This window comes from Micromonospora sp. HNM0581, from assembly GCF_012726175.1.
Taxonomy (GTDB): domain Bacteria; phylum Actinomycetota; class Actinomycetes; order Mycobacteriales; family Micromonosporaceae; genus Micromonospora.
The window spans coordinates 17,571-35,057 of the sequence record NZ_JAASAD010000026.1 but is presented as its reverse complement, the minus strand read 5'-3'; the positions used below and the strand labels follow the sequence as shown (position 1 = coordinate 35,057).

Here is a 17,487-nt window from a genome sequence, read left to right as displayed (position 1 = left end):
GTCCGGCCGCACCACCGCATCCACCGACATGACCCGGAATCAGAACAGCCAACCCCGTCGGCCCGCAGCCCGCCACGCCGCACCACCCGACAGCATCCACACAACCGCAGACCACACCCCAGGATCAACTTAAGCTACGCAGCATTGCGTGAAGGCGTCGACTCGCAAGACCCGCTACGGGCAGACGATCCGCTACCTGCAGTTGGCCCCCGCCCTCGACGTGCTCGAACAACTGTTCACCACCCGGCCGTGGCTACCCGAACCGGCAACCTCAAGCTGGATACGTACGACATCCCATGCCACATCCTGGAGAGCCACGCCCTCGGATCCGGTGATATCCCGGTTGACGCCGTGGGAGATGCTGGGCGCGTGGGGAAGCCTCGAAGCCTGCCTCGGCTGGTCGGCTGCGCAATGGCTGCGGTCGTGCTCGCTGGCGTCGTGACCCGTCTGGCCTCGCGTGACAGCGACACCGACCGGTGGCTGATCGGTGTCGGTGGCAGCCTCCTTTTCCTCATCGGCGTCTGGCAGACCGCGCAGGCCGTGCTCATGCTCTGGCGGTCCTGGCAGCTCAGGTTGTTCGGGGAGGACACGTGGGCGGTGCTGACCGACAAGGTCGGCCGCTACGACGCCGAATCCAACACCCTCTGGACGGCGCACGTGGAGGGCCCTGACTTCACGTGCACCATCGACAACGGGGTCTGGAACCCGGGGCGGGTCGGCGAGCGCGTCCTCGTCCGCCGGCACCTCCCGAGCGGCCAGATCGAGCTGCTACCAAGGCCGGCCCCGGTGGGCACCCTGATCCGCGACATCGTCGGTCCGTTCGTCTTGGTCGTCGTGGCCAGCGCCTTCACCGGGATCGGTTTCGGAGTGCTGTGGGCACTCGACCTCCTCCCGTAGGGACCAGCCGCAGGAATCTAAGATCGACAGTCGGAGACCCTGCATCGCCCACTTCGCGACCGTAACGCCCCAGGCGCTCCGCGCCACTGGCCAAGCACCACCCGGCCGGGAACCGGCCGAACCCCCGGCCAGCGGGCACAGCATCGGCACGCAATACGTGATTCCGGCTCCCGCCGCGCCTGATGTCCATCGACTCGGAAGATCCTGAACAAGCTGCGTTGCTGTCCACGTCGAGCGACCCCGATCGTGCAGGCCATCCTCGTTCTGCACCACGTCGAAGCCAACCGCTACGCAGGATGAAAAGTGCTCACTTCTGGATCTCGTCGAAATACTCGGATCCAGAGCGGTCACGTCGTCGACCCAGGATCGCCGCAGCTCGTCATCCCGCCCCGTTCTCGCAGACCATGCCGCAAGTTCCGGCGCGTGCGGATTGCGACGAGCCGTTCATCCCAGGAGGTGTTCGGCGAGCAGCCCGAGCCCGATGAGCACCATGCCGGCTCCTGAGACGCAGCTGACGGCCCGGGCCGCCCTGGGTCGCGTGTCGAGCACCGTGCGGGCGAACAGCCCCATCACGGCGTAGAAGACGCCGCAGGTGGCGGTGAAGAGCATTCCGAGCAGGGCCAGCTGCACCGTGAGGGGCCACTCCCAGCGGGGGTTGGCGAACTGCGGCAGTAGGGCCACGAACAGCAGCAGCGCCTTGGGGTTGAGACCACTGACGCCGATGCCCCTCAACAGGGTCGCACGACCGGTACGCGCAAGCGCGTTCCGTCCGGGCACGTCTGGCCCGTTCGGTCCGGTCGAGGGCCTGTGCAGCGTCTTGACGCCCAGCCAGACGAGGTAGGCGCCGCCGAGGACCGTGAGGGTGGTCAGGACGGCGGGGGTGCCGGCGAGCAGGGTGCCGATGCCTGCGGCGACCACGGCGGTCATCGCGGTGTAGCCGATCACGAGCCCGCCGACGGCGGCCGCCACCGGGCGGCCCCGCACCGCCGCACCGATCGTGAAGGCCCAGTCGGCGCCCGGCACGATGATGAGCAGGATCGCGACGGTCCAGAAGGCGAGCACGGAAGCAACAGCCACAGCACGGCCCTTTCCAATCAGCAGATGCCGTTGGTGACACTATTCGTGATGACCCGCGAAATGGTCCCTGGTTTACCAATCTTCGTGGCCTCCTGTGGAAGGATCTGCTCCGTGGACCGCATTGATCGGAAATTCTTGCCGAGTTGCAGGCGGACGGCCGTCTCACCGTCACCGACCTCGCCGCGCGGGTGGGACTGAGCGTCTCTCCGTGCCACCGCCGGGTGCGGGAACTGGAGCGGTCCGGCGTCATCCGCGGCTACCGCGCCGTGGTCGACCCGACCGCGGTGGGCCTGACCTTCGAGGCGCTGCTCTTCGTCACGATGCGGCAGGAGGACCGCGAGACGCTGCTGGCCTTCGAGGCGGCCGTGATGCAGGTCCCGAACGTGCTCCAGGCGCAGCGCCTCTTCGGTGACCCCGACTATCTCCTTCGGATCGCCACCGCCGATCTAGGCGCATACCAGCGGCTCGAGGACGACGTGCTGGCCACCCTGCCCGGTGTCCAGGGCCTGAACTCGACGCTGGTCATGAAGAACGTCGTCGCCGAGCGCCCCCTGCCCGGCTGACGGTCCGACTCAATCTGACCGGATACTGGGACTGACACTCGAACCCGACACAACCTGACCATACATCCAGGCCGGCCACCGACTCGGAAACAGTGACCAAACTGCTAGCGATGTCGACTTTACTGCTTAACGCCGCCTGCTGGCGTAGAGCTTCGGATATGTCTGGATCTCGCGACACACTTTAATCTGCCGCCAGCCCGGTTTCCGAACCCCCGAACTCGCTAGCCACCGTACTCCCGGTGACGCTTCAGCTGCAAAAGTTTGGGATCATCCTCGGAGATCTCATAGTGATCCGCAACTTTTCCTTGACCGTCATATTTGACCGACCAAAGAAGCACACCATGGTCGTAGGTCATCTCCAGGGCCAGGGACCCGTCTTCACGGAACTCCCGCGTTACGCCGTGGCGGGCATTCAGCTTGTAGTTCGCTTCATACTTCAACTGACCGGATAGATACCAATCACGAGCCGCTCCATCCTGCGCCCCATCCACATACGATATCTCCGAAAGGCCACAACCAGGCACGTCCGCGTAACCGATCCCTGTGAAGCTGTCGCCATTATAGGTGTAAAAGAGTTCCTCGTTGTAGTCTAGCAACTCGTCCGGCACGCGATGTGGTTGCGACTTTTTGCCATCATTCATGGTTTACCTACAACTAGGGAGTGAGCCGAGAGCAGACGAAACGCGGCGGAATTGGCATTCCTTGTTGCGCCCTCGCAGCCTGACGCTATAGAAACTAAAACTGTCGTCCATCTGAGTACTCAGCCCCGCCGACTCTCGTCTCCAGAGCAATTCATTGAGACCGTGGACTGCACCATGAATTCCCGACCCACCGGGGTGTAGAGATCCAACATCCGGACCCAATCGCGCAGCAAGACTGGGGTGCAAATTGTCGATCGCAGTTCCATGGTTGAGCGACGCGACAACATCACCGGTAGCCTCGTCCTTGACGCCCGTCAGCACTGGCCCTCGCTTGCTGATAGAACGGTAGTCCGATGACCCTGGCGTGGTGATTCTCCCGTACTCGCTATGTACAGCATCGGTGAAGCCGCAGTTGTGTACGAGCAGTGGTGTTGCCGGCGAGTACATAGTACGTGTGGGATATGCGCGGTCGATTACAGAGCGTGGCCTGTCCTGCCCAGCCGCTGACCTGCGCTTCTGCGAAACGCCCTCACGCCCGGCCTCGACGGTGCTCGCCGTTGACGGCAACGCTGACGGCAGCGTGGGCACACGTCCACGTCCGGCCAGGCGCCGAAATTCACCCGGCGAGCGCCCGGCGGAGGTCCTTCATTAACAGCAGCAGATGCATCGGGTCGGTGGGGCTCGGCTCGAACTTCGCCAGGCGCAGGTAGAAGTCTCGGGCGGCATCGGATTCACAGTGGATGAGCACCGCCCGCACCCCGATGACCTCGGCAGCCACCGCGATCCGGCGAAGGGCGTCGACCGCCAGGGCCCGCCCGAGACCGGCACCCTGGACGGCACGGTCGACGCCGAGCCGGGTCAGGATCACCACCGGCTGGTGGTAGCGGCCAGCGCCTTGCCGCCGCCGTGGTGAGGCGTCCACCGGCGCGACGCTGCCGGCTGCGAGGGCGTAGTAGCCCACCACTCGCCGCTGCGGGTGCTCGACGTCGGCGACGGCGTACACCCGCGACAGGCCCGCGCGGTGCGCCTGCAAGGCGTGCTCGGCCAGCCAGACGGACTGAGCCGGCGATCCGCAGTCGAACCCGGCTGTCACATGCGCGGCGGTCAGCGGCTCGACCGGCGAGAATCGAGAGCTCACTCGCGCACCCCGCCGGGCGCGGCATCCAGGACCGTCGGCCCGCTCAGCAACTCTCGCAGACCGGCAACCTCTTGTTCCGGGCGCTCCAACGCGGCATCGAACACCCGCCAGGCATCCTCATCCAGCAGGAAAACTCGCCGGTCCGCCAGCACGTCAGCCGCGGCCTCCGTGGCCGCCTTGAGCACGAACGTCGACACGCTCGCCCCCGCAGCCTGACTGGCCGCCTCCAACAACGCCTTCTGCGCGGCATCCACCCGCAGGTGCAACCGCTCCGCCTTCGCCTCCATCACCCGAGTGTACGCACAACGTGCACCAGCCAGGCTGGCGGAGGGACATCGAATCGGAGCCTGGTCCAAACTGCTTTACGCAAATCAAGGCTGGACCGGCAGAGCCGGGCCGCGCGCACGCGCTAATACTGCAACGGCAGGTCGTGGCTTCGGCTGCTGCTCGCTCGTCATCGAGGCCGCGTGCCGGGCCCAGGGACCTCCCGGCAGCGCCGGGCCCGAGCCGGTGGCGCTGCCCGCCCCCGCGCCGGACGACGACTGGACCCGCCCACCGACCGCAGCCGATCCGGGGCGGATCGCGTCGTTCGCCGGGCAGTTGGCCGCGGGGTTCGCCGCCGCCCGCCGCGACGGCCTGCGCCGATACGGGTTCGCCGAGGAGCAGGCCCGGACCGTCTACCTGGCCTCCACGGGTGGCGCCCGGCGGCGGCACGCGGTGCCTCGGACGCCCTGGAGGGCCGCGGCGTGTTCGCGGCCGGTGCGGGGCGGACCCGGATCGGCGAGCGGCTGAGCCCGCTGCCGCTCGACCTGTACAGCGACCCGAACGAGCCGGGCCTGGAGTGTGAGCCGTTCGTGGTGGCAACCGGCGACGCCGCCGCCCCGGTGCCGGACAACGGGCTGAGCCTCACCCGGACCGGCTGGATCACCCGGGGTGAGCTGCGCACGCTCGTGGGCCACCGGCGCACCGGGCCGGACTCCGGCACCACGGTGGCGCCACGCGTCGGCAATCTGGTGCTCACCGGCGGGACCGGCGCGTCGCTGGCCGATATGGTCGCGTCGACCCGGCGCGGGATCCTGATCACCGCGCTGTGGTACCTGCGTCCGGTGGATCCGGTCCGGCTCCAGCTGACCGGGCTGACCCGTGACGGCGTGCACCTGATCGAGGACGGGCGGATCCGCGGCGTGGTCCCTGACTTCCGGGTCTACACCAGCCCGCTGACCGTACTCGGGCAGGCACGGGAGGCGGGAGTCACCGTGCCGGCGCTGCCGCGCGAGTACGGCCACCAGGACACCCGTACAGCGATGCCGGCCCTGCGCATCCCCGGCTTGCGGAGGGCGGACGCCGGTGTCGCGGCGTAACGGGCAGCGTCGGTCAGCCGGCCGTCGCGTGCGAGCGCAGCGCGCCGGTCTCCAGCCCTATCAGGTCGCAGCAGCGCAGGACCGCCTCGATGTCGCCGTCGAGCTTGAGCTTGCCGGTGACCATCGCGGCGAGCGGTGTCTTACGACCGGTGCCGATCTCGATGAAGGTCGCCGCGTCGACCGTGGCGATCATGGCCGGTGCGTCGGCCGGCCCCTTCATCGCGTGCGCCCTGCCGTCCCGGACGTCGACGTGGAAGACCTGGTCGTCCACCTCGAACTGGTACTGCTCGTCCCGGTCGGGCACCTTGTCGGGCTGGAACATCGCCTCGACCGCGAGGAAGCCCCAGTGCGGCCGGACCACCTCGCCCGGGGAGTACGGCCCGACGAACTCCATGCCCCACTTGGCCAGGCCGAGCACCATCGGGCGCAACTCCTGCCCGACCTCGGTGAGCGCGTAGGACATGCGGGCGCCGCTGTCCGACTGGACCTGGCGCACCAGGCCGCGTTCGGTCATCGACTTGAGCCGCTCGGCCAGGAGGTTGGTGCCGACGCCGGGCAGGTCGGCCAGGAGACTGCTGTACCGGCGGGGGCCCATCAGGAGCTCCCGGATGATGAGCAGCGTCCATCGCTCGCCCAACACGTCGAGTGCCGAGGCGAGCCCGCAGTACTGGTTGTAGGTGCGTCGCGCACCTGATTCTGTCCTCGTCACCCCACTGTCGTAACCGTTAGTCTTCGGGTTCATGGTCGTAGCCCCTCAGGCGGCCTTGCGCCGCCCGAAAAGCCCTCGGTTGAGTACGGGTTTCGCGGTTTCCTGGAAGTCGATCTCGGGGTCGAGTTCACGCACAGTACCTTCGATCACCAGTAGTGACAGCAGCGGGAAGATTAGCTCCGGAGCAGCGTGCACACCGAACCTGCGTTGCAGGTCGAACATCTCGGCGGCGAACGCCATCAGGCTGAACTCACGGGCCGGCAGGCCGTGGTTACGGTGGACGAGATCGGCCATCCGCTCCCAGAACGCGTCCGGGTCGGCGTCCGGCCGCAGTCCGGCCGCGCTCTCCAGGACGATCTCCGAGCAGCGGTCGCCGCGGCCGATCGCCATGTTGAGGAAGAACTCGGCGAACAGCCGTCGGAGCCGGTCGGTCAGCTGCACGCTGAAGCCGGCGTCGAGCACCACCACCTGGTACCGATCGGTGCAGTACAGGTTGCCGGGGTGCATGTCGCAGTGCACGAAACCATCCACGAAGAACATCTGGTAGATAGAGGTCAACGCGGACACGCCGAACTGCTTGCGCGCGTTTGGGGTGCAGCGAGCGGCGACGCCGGCCTCCAGACCTGGCACAAACTCCACCACGATCGACCGCGGCCGGCACGCCTCCGGGTACGTCTTGGGCACCCGGACCCGGGGGACGACCGCGAGGTTCTCCCGCAACCGGCGCAGATTGTCCGCCTCCCGGGTGAAGTCGAGCTGGCCGAGTACCGCCGAACCCATGTGGGAGACTACGTCGACCACCGGCAGGTCCCGCGCCACCGGCATCCGGGCAAGCAGGTTCGCGCTCCGGCGGAACACCTCGACGTCCAGGTTCATCAGCCGTTCGGCCTCGGGCCGCCGCAGTTTGACCGCCACCGCGCTGCCGTCGTGCAGCGTCGCCCGGTACACGCATGCGACGCTGCCGCTGGCCACCGGCACCGGAACGTCGGGCCCAGCCGGATGGCCAGATGCACCAGGCGGCGGTAGACGTAGCGCCGGGCGGCCGGGCGGCCGCGAAACACCGCGCGGGCCAGCGCACCGGTCGCGGCCGGGACGAGCACGGTGGTGGTGACGGCGGCGACATGCACGGTACGGGCGGTCAGCACTGCTCGGCCGGCCATCTCGTCAGCCCTTCGTGATGCCGGGCACCTCGATGGCCCGAAATCGCAGGGTGGTGAAGTCGCAGTACCAGATGGCCCGGCCGTCCCAGGTGACACCGGTCGGGCTGCCGGCCACCGAGTAGGACGCGACGTCGCGGCCGCCCTGGAGGTCGAACATGTTGACCGTGCCGGCGCGATGATCAGCGTATGCCAGGTAGTCGTCGGAGACGGTCAGCCCGGCGATCGGAAACCGGACCCGGAACACGTCGATCAGGTCGAAGGTGCGCTTGTCCCTCAGTTCGACCAGGCGCAGATCCTCGTACCCAAACCAGATCCCGTCCCGGGTCGCCTCCAATCCGGACAGCAGATGCCCGGGGCGCGGGTTCGGCATCTCGCCGATGCAGTTGCCGGAATGCGGTGCCAGCACCCGCAGGCGGCGCTCCTCGCCGACCACCTGGATGAGCAGGCCGTCCATCGTGGTCAGGTCCGTGCGCACCCCGGGACAGGGCAGGCGGCGCTCGACCTCACCGGTGTGCGGGTCCAACGCGATGAGCTGGTTGCTGACCGCCTCGGAGAACCAGAGGAAATCGCCGGACCAGGTGCGACCGCAGAGTTTGAGGGCACGTACCGGGATGTCCCGCGAGGACAGGGAAGTCGGCGCGGATCTCGTCGGTGAGTACGGACATCGAGTGCCCCTGTCGGGTCGACGGTGCCGGCATCGGCCCACCGGGCCAGTTAGCTACATGTATTCTTAGCGAGCCGGTTGCCATCGCGTCCATGACCTCGACGTGGGCAACTAGACCAACATCAAGTGGACCGGACCACGCGAGAACCCTCGCCGCGGCCACAACCAGCCGGACGACGGAACCGGCCCGCCACCCACCGGCCGCGGGGCCGGAGTGACGAGCCGGTCGAGAATGCCGGTCCGGGCGCTCAGCTACGCCAAATCCGCACCGCCTCGGACCACTGGGCACCGGCCTGCGCCCACAGCTCCTGGGCCGCGGGAGACAGCTCGTTGGGCGAGTCGTCCTCGGCCAACTCACCCTTGAGGTAGTCGTCGAGCCGGCTGAAGCCGTGGTCCCAGCCCGGCGCGAACTGGCCGATGCCGGCCGCCCAGGTTTCGTCGTCGAACGGCAGGATGGCGGTGTGCTGAAGGTCGACCACGGTGCCACCGCCAGCGGACGGGCGCAGGGTGATGTCCAGGTCGGACGAGCCACCACCGCCGTATTCCCAGGTCAACGAGAGGGCGCTGGGCTTGTCGCACTTCATGATCTCGCCCGAGGCGTTGCCATCAAGGGCGTACTTGCCGCCGACACGCAGGTCGCCGCTGATCGGGTAGAACCAGCGGGCGAGTCGCTCCGGATTGGTGATCGCGTCCCAGATGTCGTCGACCGGGGCGGCGAACGTGCGGCTCAGCTTCACCGTGCGCGAACGGCCGGCATCCGTGTCCTCGGCGTCGACCTCCCGGTGGATGGTCTTCAGCCAAGTGGCGGTGTCAGTCATGGATCTAGGGTCCTTTCCGGCAGAGGAGACTCCACTGTGCTAGCGACCGACCCAAGGTACCACACCTCAGCTATATAAGCGGCATCTGAAATTCTTGAACAGTTGATTTCCTAACCGCCGCGGAGGAAGGGGACCCCTCCGTCGTCTTCAATTTCATGTGGCAATGCGCCATGCGGTCGCGTCAACTCAACCACTCAGGCGGTCGACTTCAACGCGATCGGGAAACGGTCCAGGCCATCGGCCGATCCAGGCGTCTCGCCGCACCGGTGGCGCGGCCATCGCGAGCCCAGGGAAGCGGGACAGCAGACGGGGCAACGCGATCCGGGCCTCCAGCCGGGACAGTGGCGCGCCCAGGCAGTAGTGACCACCGGACCCGAAGCTCAGCGGGACGAACGGTTTCCTGGTCCTCTCGCAGCCGGGTGAGCAGGTGCGGACGCTCCAGCGCGAGCAGCTGACAGTGGCCCAGGAGAAACGTGGTCGTCTCGAACCCGGCGGTCAGCATCAGCATCATGTTGCCGACCATCTCGTCGTGACTGAGCCGTTCCCCGGTGCCGGTGATGCCCTCCAGTGCCGTGGAGACCCGCGACGCCACGTCCCGGAACCACGCGTGGTCGCGTTCCGGGACGCCCAGCAGCTCGCTGATCACCGCGATCGGCAGCCTGGCGGCGAACTCGGCGATGAAGTCGACCTGTTCGCCACCGAACGCGGCCAGCCCGTCCAGCAGCCGTTCGGTGACCCGTTCGATCGGAGCGGCCAACGCGGAACGACGGCAACCTCGCGGTCTACAGCTTCCACGCGCTCAAACACCTGACGTGCAGCAGGGGCGGCATGATCACGCTGCCCGACCAGCGGATGTGCGAGCGGGCGCGGCTGCTGCGTTGGCTGGGCATCGACCGGCGCGCGGACCGGGTGCACGCCGCCTTCTACGACGAGCAGCTCGCCGGGATCACCGGCCTGCGCACCACGGTGCGCGAGGACGGTCACGAGTCGTCGTTCTGGCTCTATCCCCTGCTGGTGGAGGACCGGACGGGGTTCATGCGCACGGTGCGCTCAGCGCGCGGCGCCGTCCCCGTCCCGGTGATCGGCCTCAGCGGACAGTGCCTGCAGGTGCTGGACCCAGAACCCGCGGAACTGATCCAGCCAGGCGTCGATCTCCTCCAGCGGCGCCGACCGGATCGAGTAGACCCGCCGGGTGCCCTCGGCTCGGACGCTGGTCAGGCCGTACTCACGGAGGATCCGCAGGTGCTGCGAGACACCGGGCTGGGAGATGCCGAACTCGCGGCGCAGAATGTCGCTGAGCACGCCGGAGCGCTGCGCCCCCTCGGCCAGCAACTCCAGAATGCGGCGCCGGACCGGATCACCGAGTACCTCGAACGCGTGCACACTTCATTATACAAGCCCCGGGGAATATAAGCAAAGGCTCATATCCGTCCGTCACTTCCGCATCTTAAAGTGGAGAAGACATGACCGTTGCCGCCGACCGGCTCGACTACAGCCACTACACAGGCCCGCTGAGCCGCGTCTACGACCTGGTCTACACCAGCCGGGGCAAGGACTTCGCGGCCGAGGCACAGGAGATCGCCGACGTGATCCGGGCTCGCCGGCCCGGCGCCGCCTCGCTGCTCGACGTCGACTGCGGCACGGGCGAGCACCTGGTCACCTGGCGCCACCTGTTCGCCGAGGTCGAGGGCGTGGACATCTCGGCCGACATGCGGGCGGTGGCCCGGGCCAAGCTGCCCGGGGTGCCCATCCACGACGGCGCATGCGCGATCTCACCCTGGGCCGGACCTTCGACGCCATCTGCTCACTGTTCAGCACCCTGGGCTACATGACCTCGACGACCGAGCTGGACACCGCGGTGGCCGCCCTCACCGCGCACCTGCCGATCGGCGGCGTGCTGGTCGCCGAACCGTGGTGGTTCCCCGAGCAGTTCCTCGACGGGCACATCGGGCACGATGTCGCCGAACGGGACGGGCAGACCGTCGTACGCCTGGTCCGCACAACCCTGGACCAGGGCACGGCCCGGTTGGAGGCGCACTACTCGACAGCCGACGCCACCGGGATCCGCAGTTTTGTCCACGTCCAGCGGTTCACCCTGTTCACCGAGGCGGAGTACCGCGCGGCGTTCGAGCGGGCCGGCTGCGAGGTGGAGTACCTGGCCGACCCGGGGGTGACGATGACCAGCACCGGCCGCGGCCTGCTCGTCGGCGTCCGGCAGCGGTGACCGCAAAGCTCGGCCGGTGGGTGCGCCCGCCGATCGGGCCCGCGCCCCGGCTCAGCCGGTGGGCAGCGCCGTCCCCAGCTCGCGCAACACTCCCCGCTGCACCTTGCCCGTGCTGGTGTGCGGCAGCATCGACACGAACTCGATCTGCCGCGGGCACTTGTATCCGGCGATCGTCGCGCGGACCAGTTCGCGCAGCTCCCCAGCCATCCGCTCGTCTCCCGACAGCGCCTCGTCGAGCACCACGAACGCCTTGACCACGGTTCCGCGCACCGGATCCGGCGCGCCCACCACCGCCGCCTCCCGCACACCGGCGTGGGTGAGCAGCACCTCCTCCACCTCGGGCCCGGCGATTTTGTAGCCGGCCGAGATGATGATGTCGTCGTGCCGGGCCTGGAACCAGTAGTAGCCCTCGGCGTCGCGGACGAACACGTCACCGGTGAGGTTCCAGCCGTCCCGCACGTACGTGCTCTGGCGCGGATCGTCCAGGTAGCGGCACCCGGTGGGCCCCCGCACGGCCGGCCGTCCCGCCGCCCCGTCCGGGACCGGGTCGCCGTGCTCGTCAAGCACCGCCGCCTGGTATCCGGGCACCGGCCGCCCGGTCGCGCCCGGACGGATGTCGTCGTCCGCAGACGCGATGAAGATGTGCACCATCTCGGTCGAGCCGATGCCGTCGATGACCCGGATGCCGGTCCGGCGCAGCACGTCCTCATAGACCGTCCGGGGCAGGTGCTCACCGGCCGACACGCAGCGGCGCAGCCGGGCCAGCTGGGGCGCGCGGCCGGCGGCCAGCATCGAGCGGTAGCCGGCCGGGGCAGTGAACAGGATCGTCGCGCTGTGCTCGGCGGCCAGGTCGGCCAGCCGCGGCGGTGGCACCTTCTCCAGCAACAGCGCCGACGCGCCGACCCGCATCGGAATACCACCAGGCCACCCAGTCCGAAGGTGAAACCGATCGGCGGGCTCCCGGTGAATACGTCGTCCGGGCGGGGCCGCAGCACGTGCCGGGAGAACGTGTCGGCGTTGGCCAGCACGTCGCGATGGAAGTGCGCGGTCACCTTGGGCTGGCCGGTGGTGCCCGAGGTCGGCGCCAGCAGGGCCACGTCGTCGGCCCGGGTGGGCACCGGCGGGAACGTGCCGGACTTGGCGGCGCAACGGGCGACCAGGTCGTCCGGGCGGTCGCCGCCGTGGACGCCCGGCGTCCGGCGGGCCAGCAGGTCGCCGGTAAACCGGTGCTCGCACAGCGCCAGCGCCGGTTCGGTCACCGCGGCCAGCGCCTCAATCTCGCGCGTGCGCAGCATCGGCATCGTGGTCACTGCCACGCAGCCGGCGCGCAGCACGCCGAACCACGCGGCCACCAGCCACGGGGTGTTCGGCCCGCGCAGCAGCACCCGGTTGCCCGGCACCAGCCCGGCGTCCTCGGTCAGCACCTCGGCCACCTGGGCGGCCCGGTGCCGCAGCTCGCCGTACGTCCACACCTCGTCCGGCGTGCGCAGGCAGACCCGGTCCGGGCCGTAGCGGCACACGATCTCGTCGAGCAGTAGTTCGGTGCAGTTGAGCAGCTCCGGATAGTCCAGCTCGGGCAGGTCGAAGCGGAACTCCGGTGGCTGCTCCGGCGCGGGCAGCCGGTCCCGGCAGAACGTGTCGACGTGCGCGGACGGAACCTCAGCCATCATTGCTCTTCTGATCATGCCGGGGCGGCCGCTCATGCCGCCGGGCGTGCGGCGCCAGCCACGCCACGTCCGACACCTCGGGCCGGGCGTGTGCCCAGCCCGCGACCGGCCGCCAGCCGCGGCTGCCCATGTGGTCGGCGATCCCCCGCATGGTGGCCCCGCCGCGGTAGCGGGCCCGGGCGCTGCCCTCGATCACCGCCAGGTCCAGCTGGTCAAGGTCGGTGCCGGCGAGGACGTCGAGTTCCGCGCCTTGGGCGTCGACCACAATCACGTTGCACCCGGCCTGCACATCGCGGACCGGCACCACGTCCACCGGGACCTGACGCACCACGGAGATCGGCGGCAGCGGCGGCAGCGGGCTGGCCTGCTGGTCGAATTCGGTGATGTGCAGGACGGTGCGCCCGCGGACCCGGCCGGCGGCGGCGCGCACGATCTCGCGCGGCCGGCGCCCGCCCGCCGGAGGGCCGCAGACCGGCGGCGACGTGGTGAAGGCGCAGCTTGGCGGCGAGCGCGGCGTGGTGGTCCGGGTTGGGTTCGATCAGCACCAGCCGGCGGAACCCGCAGCGGGTCAGCGCCGCGATCTCCTGCCCGGTGTGCGCGCCGACCTGCACGATGCCGAGCGCCGGCAGGCACAGGTCGTCGAGCAGACCCTGGAGCTGATCCTCCCATCGGACGTACGAAGCCGCCGGCGAGCGCACTGGGGCGGAATCAGGCATCGGTACGCCGGTTCCGCCCGCTCGCCAGCCACCGGTCGTGCGCCGCACGCACGCGGGTCCACAGCTCGTTGCGCTGCTGCTCGTCGAGACCATCCAGGCGGAGACCGAACTTCTCGGTCAGCACGCCGTACCACTGCGCCATCGAGGTGATCTCGCGTTCCGACTCCGTCCGCTCCCCGATCCGGCGCAGCATGCATCCCTGCAGGACGTCCGAACCACCCGCGTCACGCCGCATCACCGCCACCACCCGCACCAGCCGCGACTCCCGGGAGGTGCTCAGGAACTCGTGCCAGGCCGCGAAATCGGCGGTGGTCGCCGGGGCGGTGGCGATGTCGAGCCCGGCGATGGCGCCGCGCGGCGCCCGGTCGAAGCGCCACCCGGGCGGACCGGCCGCGGACGGCGACAACCGGAACGTGAACGGGCCCTGCCGATAGGTCCCGGCCTGCCAGGGCAGCGGCTCGTGCAGGCCGTCGCCGAGACCGACGTCGACGAACCAATCCTGCCCGTCGAGCCAGACGGACAGGGCGAGGTGCGGTGCCGGATCGTCCGGCGAGACCGGCGGCGCGGCCGGTGCCGCCTGCACCCCGGCGCGGTGCATGGTCACCTGGTAGCCGAGGCCGGTCAGCAGGTGGTGGAAGGCGCTGTTGAGCTGGACGCAGTAGCCGCCGCGGCCCCGTTCCACCCGGGCCGCGCACCCGTCCGGGTCGACCGGCGTCGCGATCCCCGCCTGGATGTCGAGCACCTCGTACGGCACCCGCTCCACGTGTGCCCGGTGCAGCTGCCGCAGTCCGTCCACGGACGGCGTTCCGGGGTGATCGACCCCGAGCCGGCTCAGGTACGTGCCGAGTCGACCGGTCTGCGCGTACGCGGAACCGAAGGTCCCGATGTCCGGCATGCTCACTCCCCCTCACCCACGGCGGTACCTCCATCATGTTGGGCCGTCGTCGGATCGGGCATCTCCAATATTGCGGGTTGACCCGGTCACGGGCGGAACAACGTGGCGTCCATCATGGACACATTGGGGGCCACCCGCACCGGGAAGCCGATCCGGCCGAGCACCTCGCCGCGGACGTCCACACCGGGCGCGACCTCGGTCAGCACCAGCCCGCCGGCGGTGACGTCGAAGACTGCCCGCTCGGTCACCACGGTCGCGCGCTGGCCCCGCCGAATCCCGTCGGCCACCCGGTAGGTGACGTGGTCGGCAGCCGGGACGAACTTTTGCACCGCGCCGTCGGAGATGATCCGCAATTCGCCCCGGTCGGCCGAGACCTTCAGGCCCTGAGTGGTGAGGGTGCCGGCGAAGACGAGACGGCGGGCGTGATGGGCGATGTCGGCGAAGCCACCGGTACCCGGGTTGGCGTCGGCGAAGCGGCTTACGTTCACGCTGCCGGCCGCGTCGAACTGTGCGAACGACAACGCGGCGAACGTGCACCCGCCGCCGTCGATGAAGTCGAACTGGCTGGGACCGTCGAGCAGTGCCTCCGGGCCGTAGTTGGCGGAAAACTGCCAGCCCGGCATGACCACGCCGCCGAACGGGCCGTGCTCGGTGGTGAACACGAAGTCGTCCAGCCGGTCGCCGGCCAGCAGGCCGTCCTCGGCCATGGCCAGCGCGACGTCGGCGGAAGCGCCGAAGCCGAAGATCGCCGTCTCGCCGGGCCGGACCTCCCGGGCTACCCGCCGGGCGATCACCTTCTCCGGGCCGGCAGGCAGGCGCGGCAGGCCGTCGTACGCGCCCGGCACCGCCCGCAGGTACCCGGGATCGGCCCGGACGCTGCTGCCGACCGGCTCGTCCGGCGCCACCACGACCCGGTCAACCAGCACCCCCGGGATCCGCACCTGATGCGCCGGACGGGACCGGCGGGGAACCGTCCGGGCGACCTGGGCGATCACCGTGCCGCCGCAGGCCTTCACGGCCAGCGCCACGGCCAGGGCCGCGGTGGTCAGCGGCAGGTCGTCGAAGGACAGGTTGCCGTGCTCGTCGGCGGCCGCGGCCCGGATCACGCCGACGTCCAGCGGCCACGTCGGATAGAACAGGTACTCCGAGCCGCGGAAGTCGACCACCTCCACGAGGTCGTGCACGGTCGCCGCGTTCAACCGGCCGCCGCCGTGCCGGGGGTCGTTGAAGGTGCCCAGACCGACCTCGGTGAGATAGCCGGGGCTGCGCCGGGCGACCTCGCGCAGCCAGTGCATCGCCGCCCCTATCGGCCAGTTGTACGCCTGCACGGCATCGGCCAGGATCAGGCGCATGAGCGCCGGCCGCTGCCCGGTCGTCGGGTGCCGCGGGTTCACGTACGAGCCGGCGATCACCCGGCGCATCAGGCCGGGCCGGGCGACGTGGTCCGCCCCCGGGATGCCGGTCGCGTCCCCGGTGGCGCACGGGAAGTAGAACGTCAGGTCATGTGGGCCGCCGGTACGTCGGTGCCGCTCCCCCAGCGCGCGCAGGACCACGTCCGGTACCACCCAGCCGATCACCCCACTCACCGCGACCGCCTGCCGGTCGCCGATCAGCGCGACCGCCTCTGCCAGGTCGCAGATCTTGCTCACGACGCCACCCGCCGGTCGAACCGAGCGATGGCGGCCCGGGCCGCGCCGGTCCGGCAGTCGGCACCGAACCGGGCGGTCGCGCGCGCGTCCAGGGTCTCGGCCGGACCGACCAGTTCGGCCGCCAGCACCTGTTTCACCGAGGCCACCGCGTGCGCGGGCAGATCGGCCAGGCGTTCCGCCAGCCGCAGCGCGGCGGCCTCGGCCCGGCCGGGATCGGTCACCTCGTCGACGGCGCCGAGCCGGTGCAGGCGCGCGGGGCTGACCGGTTCCGCGTTCCAGACCAGGCGGCGCGCGGCGGCCGGGCCGACCCGGTCGATCAGCGCCCGCAGGCCCCACGGCGGCACCCACCCGAACGGCACCTCGGGCAGCCGCCAGACCGTGTCGGCCGCGCTGAACACCACGTCACAGGCGACCGCAAGCAGGAACCCGCCGCCCATCGCGAAGCCCTCGACGGCGGCCAGCACCGGTAGGCCGAGTCGCGGGATCGTCCGGCACACGGCCCCGGTCGCGGCCTCGTGATCGACCATGCCGGCGAGGCTCAGGGTGGCCAGCTCGGTAAGGTCCGATCCGGCGCAAAAGCCCGGCGGCGTGCCGGTGAGCACCGCCGCGCGTACCCCCGGATCGCGGTCCAGCCTGGCCAGGGTCGCACCGAGCCTGGCGGCAGTGTCGCCGTCCAGGGCGTTGCGGCGGGCGGGCCGGTGCAGCCGCACCACCGCCACCGGCCCGTGGCGCTCAATCAGCAGACTGCCGGACCGGCCCTCGTCACCCATCAACACGCCTCCCGCGCGGTCGCTCCCCCGATCCTGCTCGCGCGCGTCGGTGGACGGCATCTTCGGCATTGCCCAATCGGTTCCCGTTACGGTTGGCTTATATAAGTAAGAGGTGCCACAATATTGAGGTGCACGCCTTCGATGTTCTCGGCGATCCGATCCGGCGCCGGATCCTGGAGCTGCTCGCCGACGACGGTGAGCAGCCGTCCGGTGCCATCGCCGCGACCATCCGGGAGGAGTTCCGCGTCAGCCCCGCCGCAGTCTCACAGCACCTGCGGGTGCTGCGCGAATGCGGCTTCGTCACCGTCCGCCCGGCCGGCGCACGGCGGTTGTACACCGTCGACAGCGATCCACTACGGGAGGTCGACATGTGGCTGAATCAGTTCCGCTCGTTCTGGAACCAGCACTTCGACTCCCTGGCCACAGAGCTCAAGCGCGGGGAACGGCAGCGACGCATCGATTCCTACACCGCCGGCGAACGACCGACGAGCACCCGGGCCACCGACCCCCAGAGCAGCTAAGGCCGACCGCACCGACG

At 69.7% G+C, this 17,487-nt stretch carries 22 protein-coding genes and 4 pseudogenes; 10 read left to right on the top strand and 16 right to left on the bottom strand.

Annotated features, from left to right (window positions below; translation table 11 throughout):
* The first annotated feature begins 148 nt into the window (after positions 1 to 148).
* The 3 genes and pseudogenes from HCA58_RS21875 to HCA58_RS21865 form a co-directional block, all read left to right on the top strand.
* Positions 149 to 442, top strand: coding sequence for a hypothetical protein (locus HCA58_RS21875; RefSeq protein WP_169599799.1), 294 nt, complete (start codon positions 149 to 151; stop codon positions 440 to 442).
* Complete coding sequence (locus tag HCA58_RS21870; protein ID WP_169599797.1) at positions 439 to 897, top strand: hypothetical protein; 459 nt, start codon at positions 439 to 441, stop codon at positions 895 to 897. Before HCA58_RS21875 ends, HCA58_RS21870 begins: the two co-directional genes overlap by 4 nt.
* 192 nt (positions 898 to 1,089) lie before the next feature.
* Positions 1,090 to 1,197: pseudogene (locus tag HCA58_RS21865) on the top strand (IS5/IS1182 family transposase); the annotation flags it as partial.
* Between the two features lie 144 nt (positions 1,198 to 1,341).
* Here HCA58_RS21865 and HCA58_RS21860 read toward each other — a convergent pair.
* Entirely contained in the window at positions 1,342 to 1,974 is a 633-nt protein-coding gene (locus HCA58_RS21860; protein ID WP_169599795.1) for a LysE family translocator, read from the bottom strand.
* A gap of 143 nt (positions 1,975 to 2,117) precedes the next feature.
* Here HCA58_RS21860 and HCA58_RS21855 point away from each other — a divergent pair, with 143 nt between their 5' ends.
* On the top strand, positions 2,118 to 2,537 hold the full coding sequence (locus HCA58_RS21855; protein WP_205809385.1) for an Lrp/AsnC family transcriptional regulator: 420 nt from the start codon (positions 2,118 to 2,120) through the stop codon (positions 2,535 to 2,537).
* 221 nt (positions 2,538 to 2,758) lie between these two features.
* On the opposite strand, the gene HCA58_RS21850 is transcribed toward HCA58_RS21855, so the two are convergent.
* From HCA58_RS21850 to HCA58_RS21840, 3 genes are all read right to left on the bottom strand, one after another.
* Positions 2,759 to 3,178, bottom strand: a complete 420-nt coding sequence (locus HCA58_RS21850; protein ID WP_169599793.1) for a hypothetical protein — start codon at positions 3,176 to 3,178, stop codon at positions 2,759 to 2,761.
* Positions 3,179 to 3,794: 616 nt separating this feature from the next.
* Positions 3,795 to 4,316, bottom strand: a complete 522-nt coding sequence (locus tag HCA58_RS21845) for an N-acetyltransferase (protein ID WP_169599791.1) — start codon at positions 4,314 to 4,316, stop codon at positions 3,795 to 3,797.
* A complete protein-coding gene (locus HCA58_RS21840; RefSeq protein WP_169599789.1) occupies positions 4,313 to 4,603 on the bottom strand; it encodes a DUF1778 domain-containing protein in 291 nt (96 codons plus the stop codon). Before HCA58_RS21840 ends, HCA58_RS21845 begins: the two co-directional genes overlap by 4 nt.
* 223 nt (positions 4,604 to 4,826) lie before the next feature.
* Here HCA58_RS21840 and HCA58_RS21835 point away from each other — a divergent pair, with 223 nt between their 5' ends.
* A complete protein-coding gene (locus HCA58_RS21835; protein WP_169599787.1) occupies positions 4,827 to 5,108 on the top strand; it encodes a hypothetical protein in 282 nt (93 codons plus the stop codon).
* Complete coding sequence (locus HCA58_RS21830; RefSeq protein ID WP_169599785.1) at positions 5,063 to 5,677, top strand: metallopeptidase TldD-related protein; 615 nt, start codon at positions 5,063 to 5,065, stop codon at positions 5,675 to 5,677. The genes HCA58_RS21835 and HCA58_RS21830 overlap by 46 nt, the downstream gene beginning before the upstream one ends.
* A 13-nt stretch (positions 5,678 to 5,690) precedes the next feature.
* On the opposite strand, the gene HCA58_RS21825 is transcribed toward HCA58_RS21830, so the two are convergent.
* From HCA58_RS21825 to HCA58_RS21805, 5 genes and pseudogenes are all read right to left on the bottom strand, one after another.
* On the bottom strand, positions 5,691 to 6,419 hold the full coding sequence (locus HCA58_RS21825) for a winged helix-turn-helix transcriptional regulator (protein WP_169599783.1): 729 nt from the start codon (positions 6,417 to 6,419) through the stop codon (positions 5,691 to 5,693).
* Positions 6,420 to 6,431: 12 nt separating this feature from the next.
* Positions 6,432 to 7,546: pseudogene (locus HCA58_RS21820) on the bottom strand (AarF/ABC1/UbiB kinase family protein).
* Positions 7,547 to 7,550: 4 nt separating this feature from the next.
* Positions 7,551 to 8,252, bottom strand: coding sequence for a hypothetical protein (locus HCA58_RS21815; RefSeq protein WP_346776078.1), 702 nt, complete (start codon positions 8,250 to 8,252; stop codon positions 7,551 to 7,553).
* Positions 8,253 to 8,458: 206 nt separating this feature from the next.
* Positions 8,459 to 9,028 carry an SRPBCC domain-containing protein gene (locus tag HCA58_RS21810; RefSeq protein WP_169599779.1) on the bottom strand — a complete coding sequence of 190 codons (570 nt, stop codon included), beginning with the start codon at positions 9,026 to 9,028 and terminating at the stop codon, positions 8,459 to 8,461.
* Positions 9,029 to 9,214: 186 nt separating this feature from the next.
* Positions 9,215 to 9,412, bottom strand: a complete 198-nt coding sequence (locus HCA58_RS21805; RefSeq protein ID WP_169599804.1) for a hypothetical protein — start codon at positions 9,410 to 9,412, stop codon at positions 9,215 to 9,217.
* A 396-nt stretch (positions 9,413 to 9,808) separates the two neighbouring features.
* On the opposite strand from HCA58_RS21805, the pseudogene HCA58_RS23935 reads away from it, so the two are divergent.
* A pseudogene (locus HCA58_RS23935) lies at positions 9,809 to 9,922 on the top strand (DegT/DnrJ/EryC1/StrS family aminotransferase); the annotation flags it as partial.
* A gap of 156 nt (positions 9,923 to 10,078) precedes the next feature.
* On the opposite strand, the gene HCA58_RS21795 reads toward HCA58_RS23935, so the two are convergent.
* A complete protein-coding gene (locus tag HCA58_RS21795; protein WP_169599777.1) occupies positions 10,079 to 10,411 on the bottom strand; it encodes a metalloregulator ArsR/SmtB family transcription factor in 333 nt (110 codons plus the stop codon).
* Between the two features lie 80 nt (positions 10,412 to 10,491).
* Between HCA58_RS21795 and HCA58_RS23255 the strand changes: the two genes are divergently transcribed.
* Together HCA58_RS23255 and HCA58_RS23250 are read left to right on the top strand one after the other, a co-directional pair.
* Positions 10,492 to 10,860, top strand: a complete 369-nt coding sequence (locus tag HCA58_RS23255; RefSeq protein ID WP_205809383.1) for a methyltransferase domain-containing protein — start codon at positions 10,492 to 10,494, stop codon at positions 10,858 to 10,860.
* Positions 10,857 to 11,252: a hypothetical protein gene (locus HCA58_RS23250; RefSeq protein WP_205809381.1), complete on the top strand. Its 396-nt coding sequence runs from the start codon at positions 10,857 to 10,859 to the stop codon at positions 11,250 to 11,252. The genes HCA58_RS23255 and HCA58_RS23250 overlap by 4 nt, the downstream gene beginning before the upstream one ends.
* Positions 11,253 to 11,303: 51 nt before the next feature.
* Here the strand turns inward: HCA58_RS23250 and HCA58_RS23930 are convergent, their stop codons facing one another.
* From HCA58_RS23930 to HCA58_RS21765, 6 genes and pseudogenes are all read right to left on the bottom strand, one after another.
* Complete coding sequence (locus HCA58_RS23930) at positions 11,304 to 12,161, bottom strand: AMP-binding protein (RefSeq protein WP_277351287.1); 858 nt, start codon at positions 12,159 to 12,161, stop codon at positions 11,304 to 11,306.
* Positions 12,162 to 12,226: 65 nt separating this feature from the next.
* A pseudogene (locus HCA58_RS23925) lies at positions 12,227 to 12,919 on the bottom strand (AMP-binding protein); the annotation flags it as partial.
* Positions 12,912 to 13,349 (bottom strand): FkbM family methyltransferase, encoded by a 438-nt coding sequence (locus tag HCA58_RS21780; protein ID WP_169599775.1) that lies wholly within the window; start codon positions 13,347 to 13,349, stop codon positions 12,912 to 12,914. The gene HCA58_RS21780 and the pseudogene HCA58_RS23925, both read right to left, overlap by 8 nt.
* A gap of 278 nt (positions 13,350 to 13,627) precedes the next feature.
* Entirely contained in the window at positions 13,628 to 14,530 is a 903-nt protein-coding gene (locus HCA58_RS21775) for an arylamine N-acetyltransferase (RefSeq protein WP_169599773.1), read from the bottom strand.
* Between the two features lie 86 nt (positions 14,531 to 14,616).
* Positions 14,617 to 16,179: a CoA-transferase gene (locus HCA58_RS21770; RefSeq protein WP_169599771.1), complete on the bottom strand. Its 1,563-nt coding sequence runs from the start codon at positions 16,177 to 16,179 to the stop codon at positions 14,617 to 14,619.
* Positions 16,176 to 16,949: an enoyl-CoA hydratase/isomerase family protein gene (locus HCA58_RS21765; protein WP_169599769.1), complete on the bottom strand. Its 774-nt coding sequence runs from the start codon at positions 16,947 to 16,949 to the stop codon at positions 16,176 to 16,178. The genes HCA58_RS21770 and HCA58_RS21765 overlap by 4 nt, the downstream gene beginning before the upstream one ends.
* A 128-nt stretch (positions 16,950 to 17,077) precedes the next feature.
* Between HCA58_RS21765 and HCA58_RS21760 the strand changes: the two genes are divergently transcribed.
* The gene (locus HCA58_RS21760; RefSeq protein WP_169599767.1) at positions 17,078 to 17,470 is read left to right on the top strand and encodes a metalloregulator ArsR/SmtB family transcription factor; all 393 of its coding nucleotides are present in this window, start codon (positions 17,078 to 17,080) and stop codon (positions 17,468 to 17,470) included.
* The last annotated feature ends 17 nt before the right edge of the window (positions 17,471 to 17,487 follow it).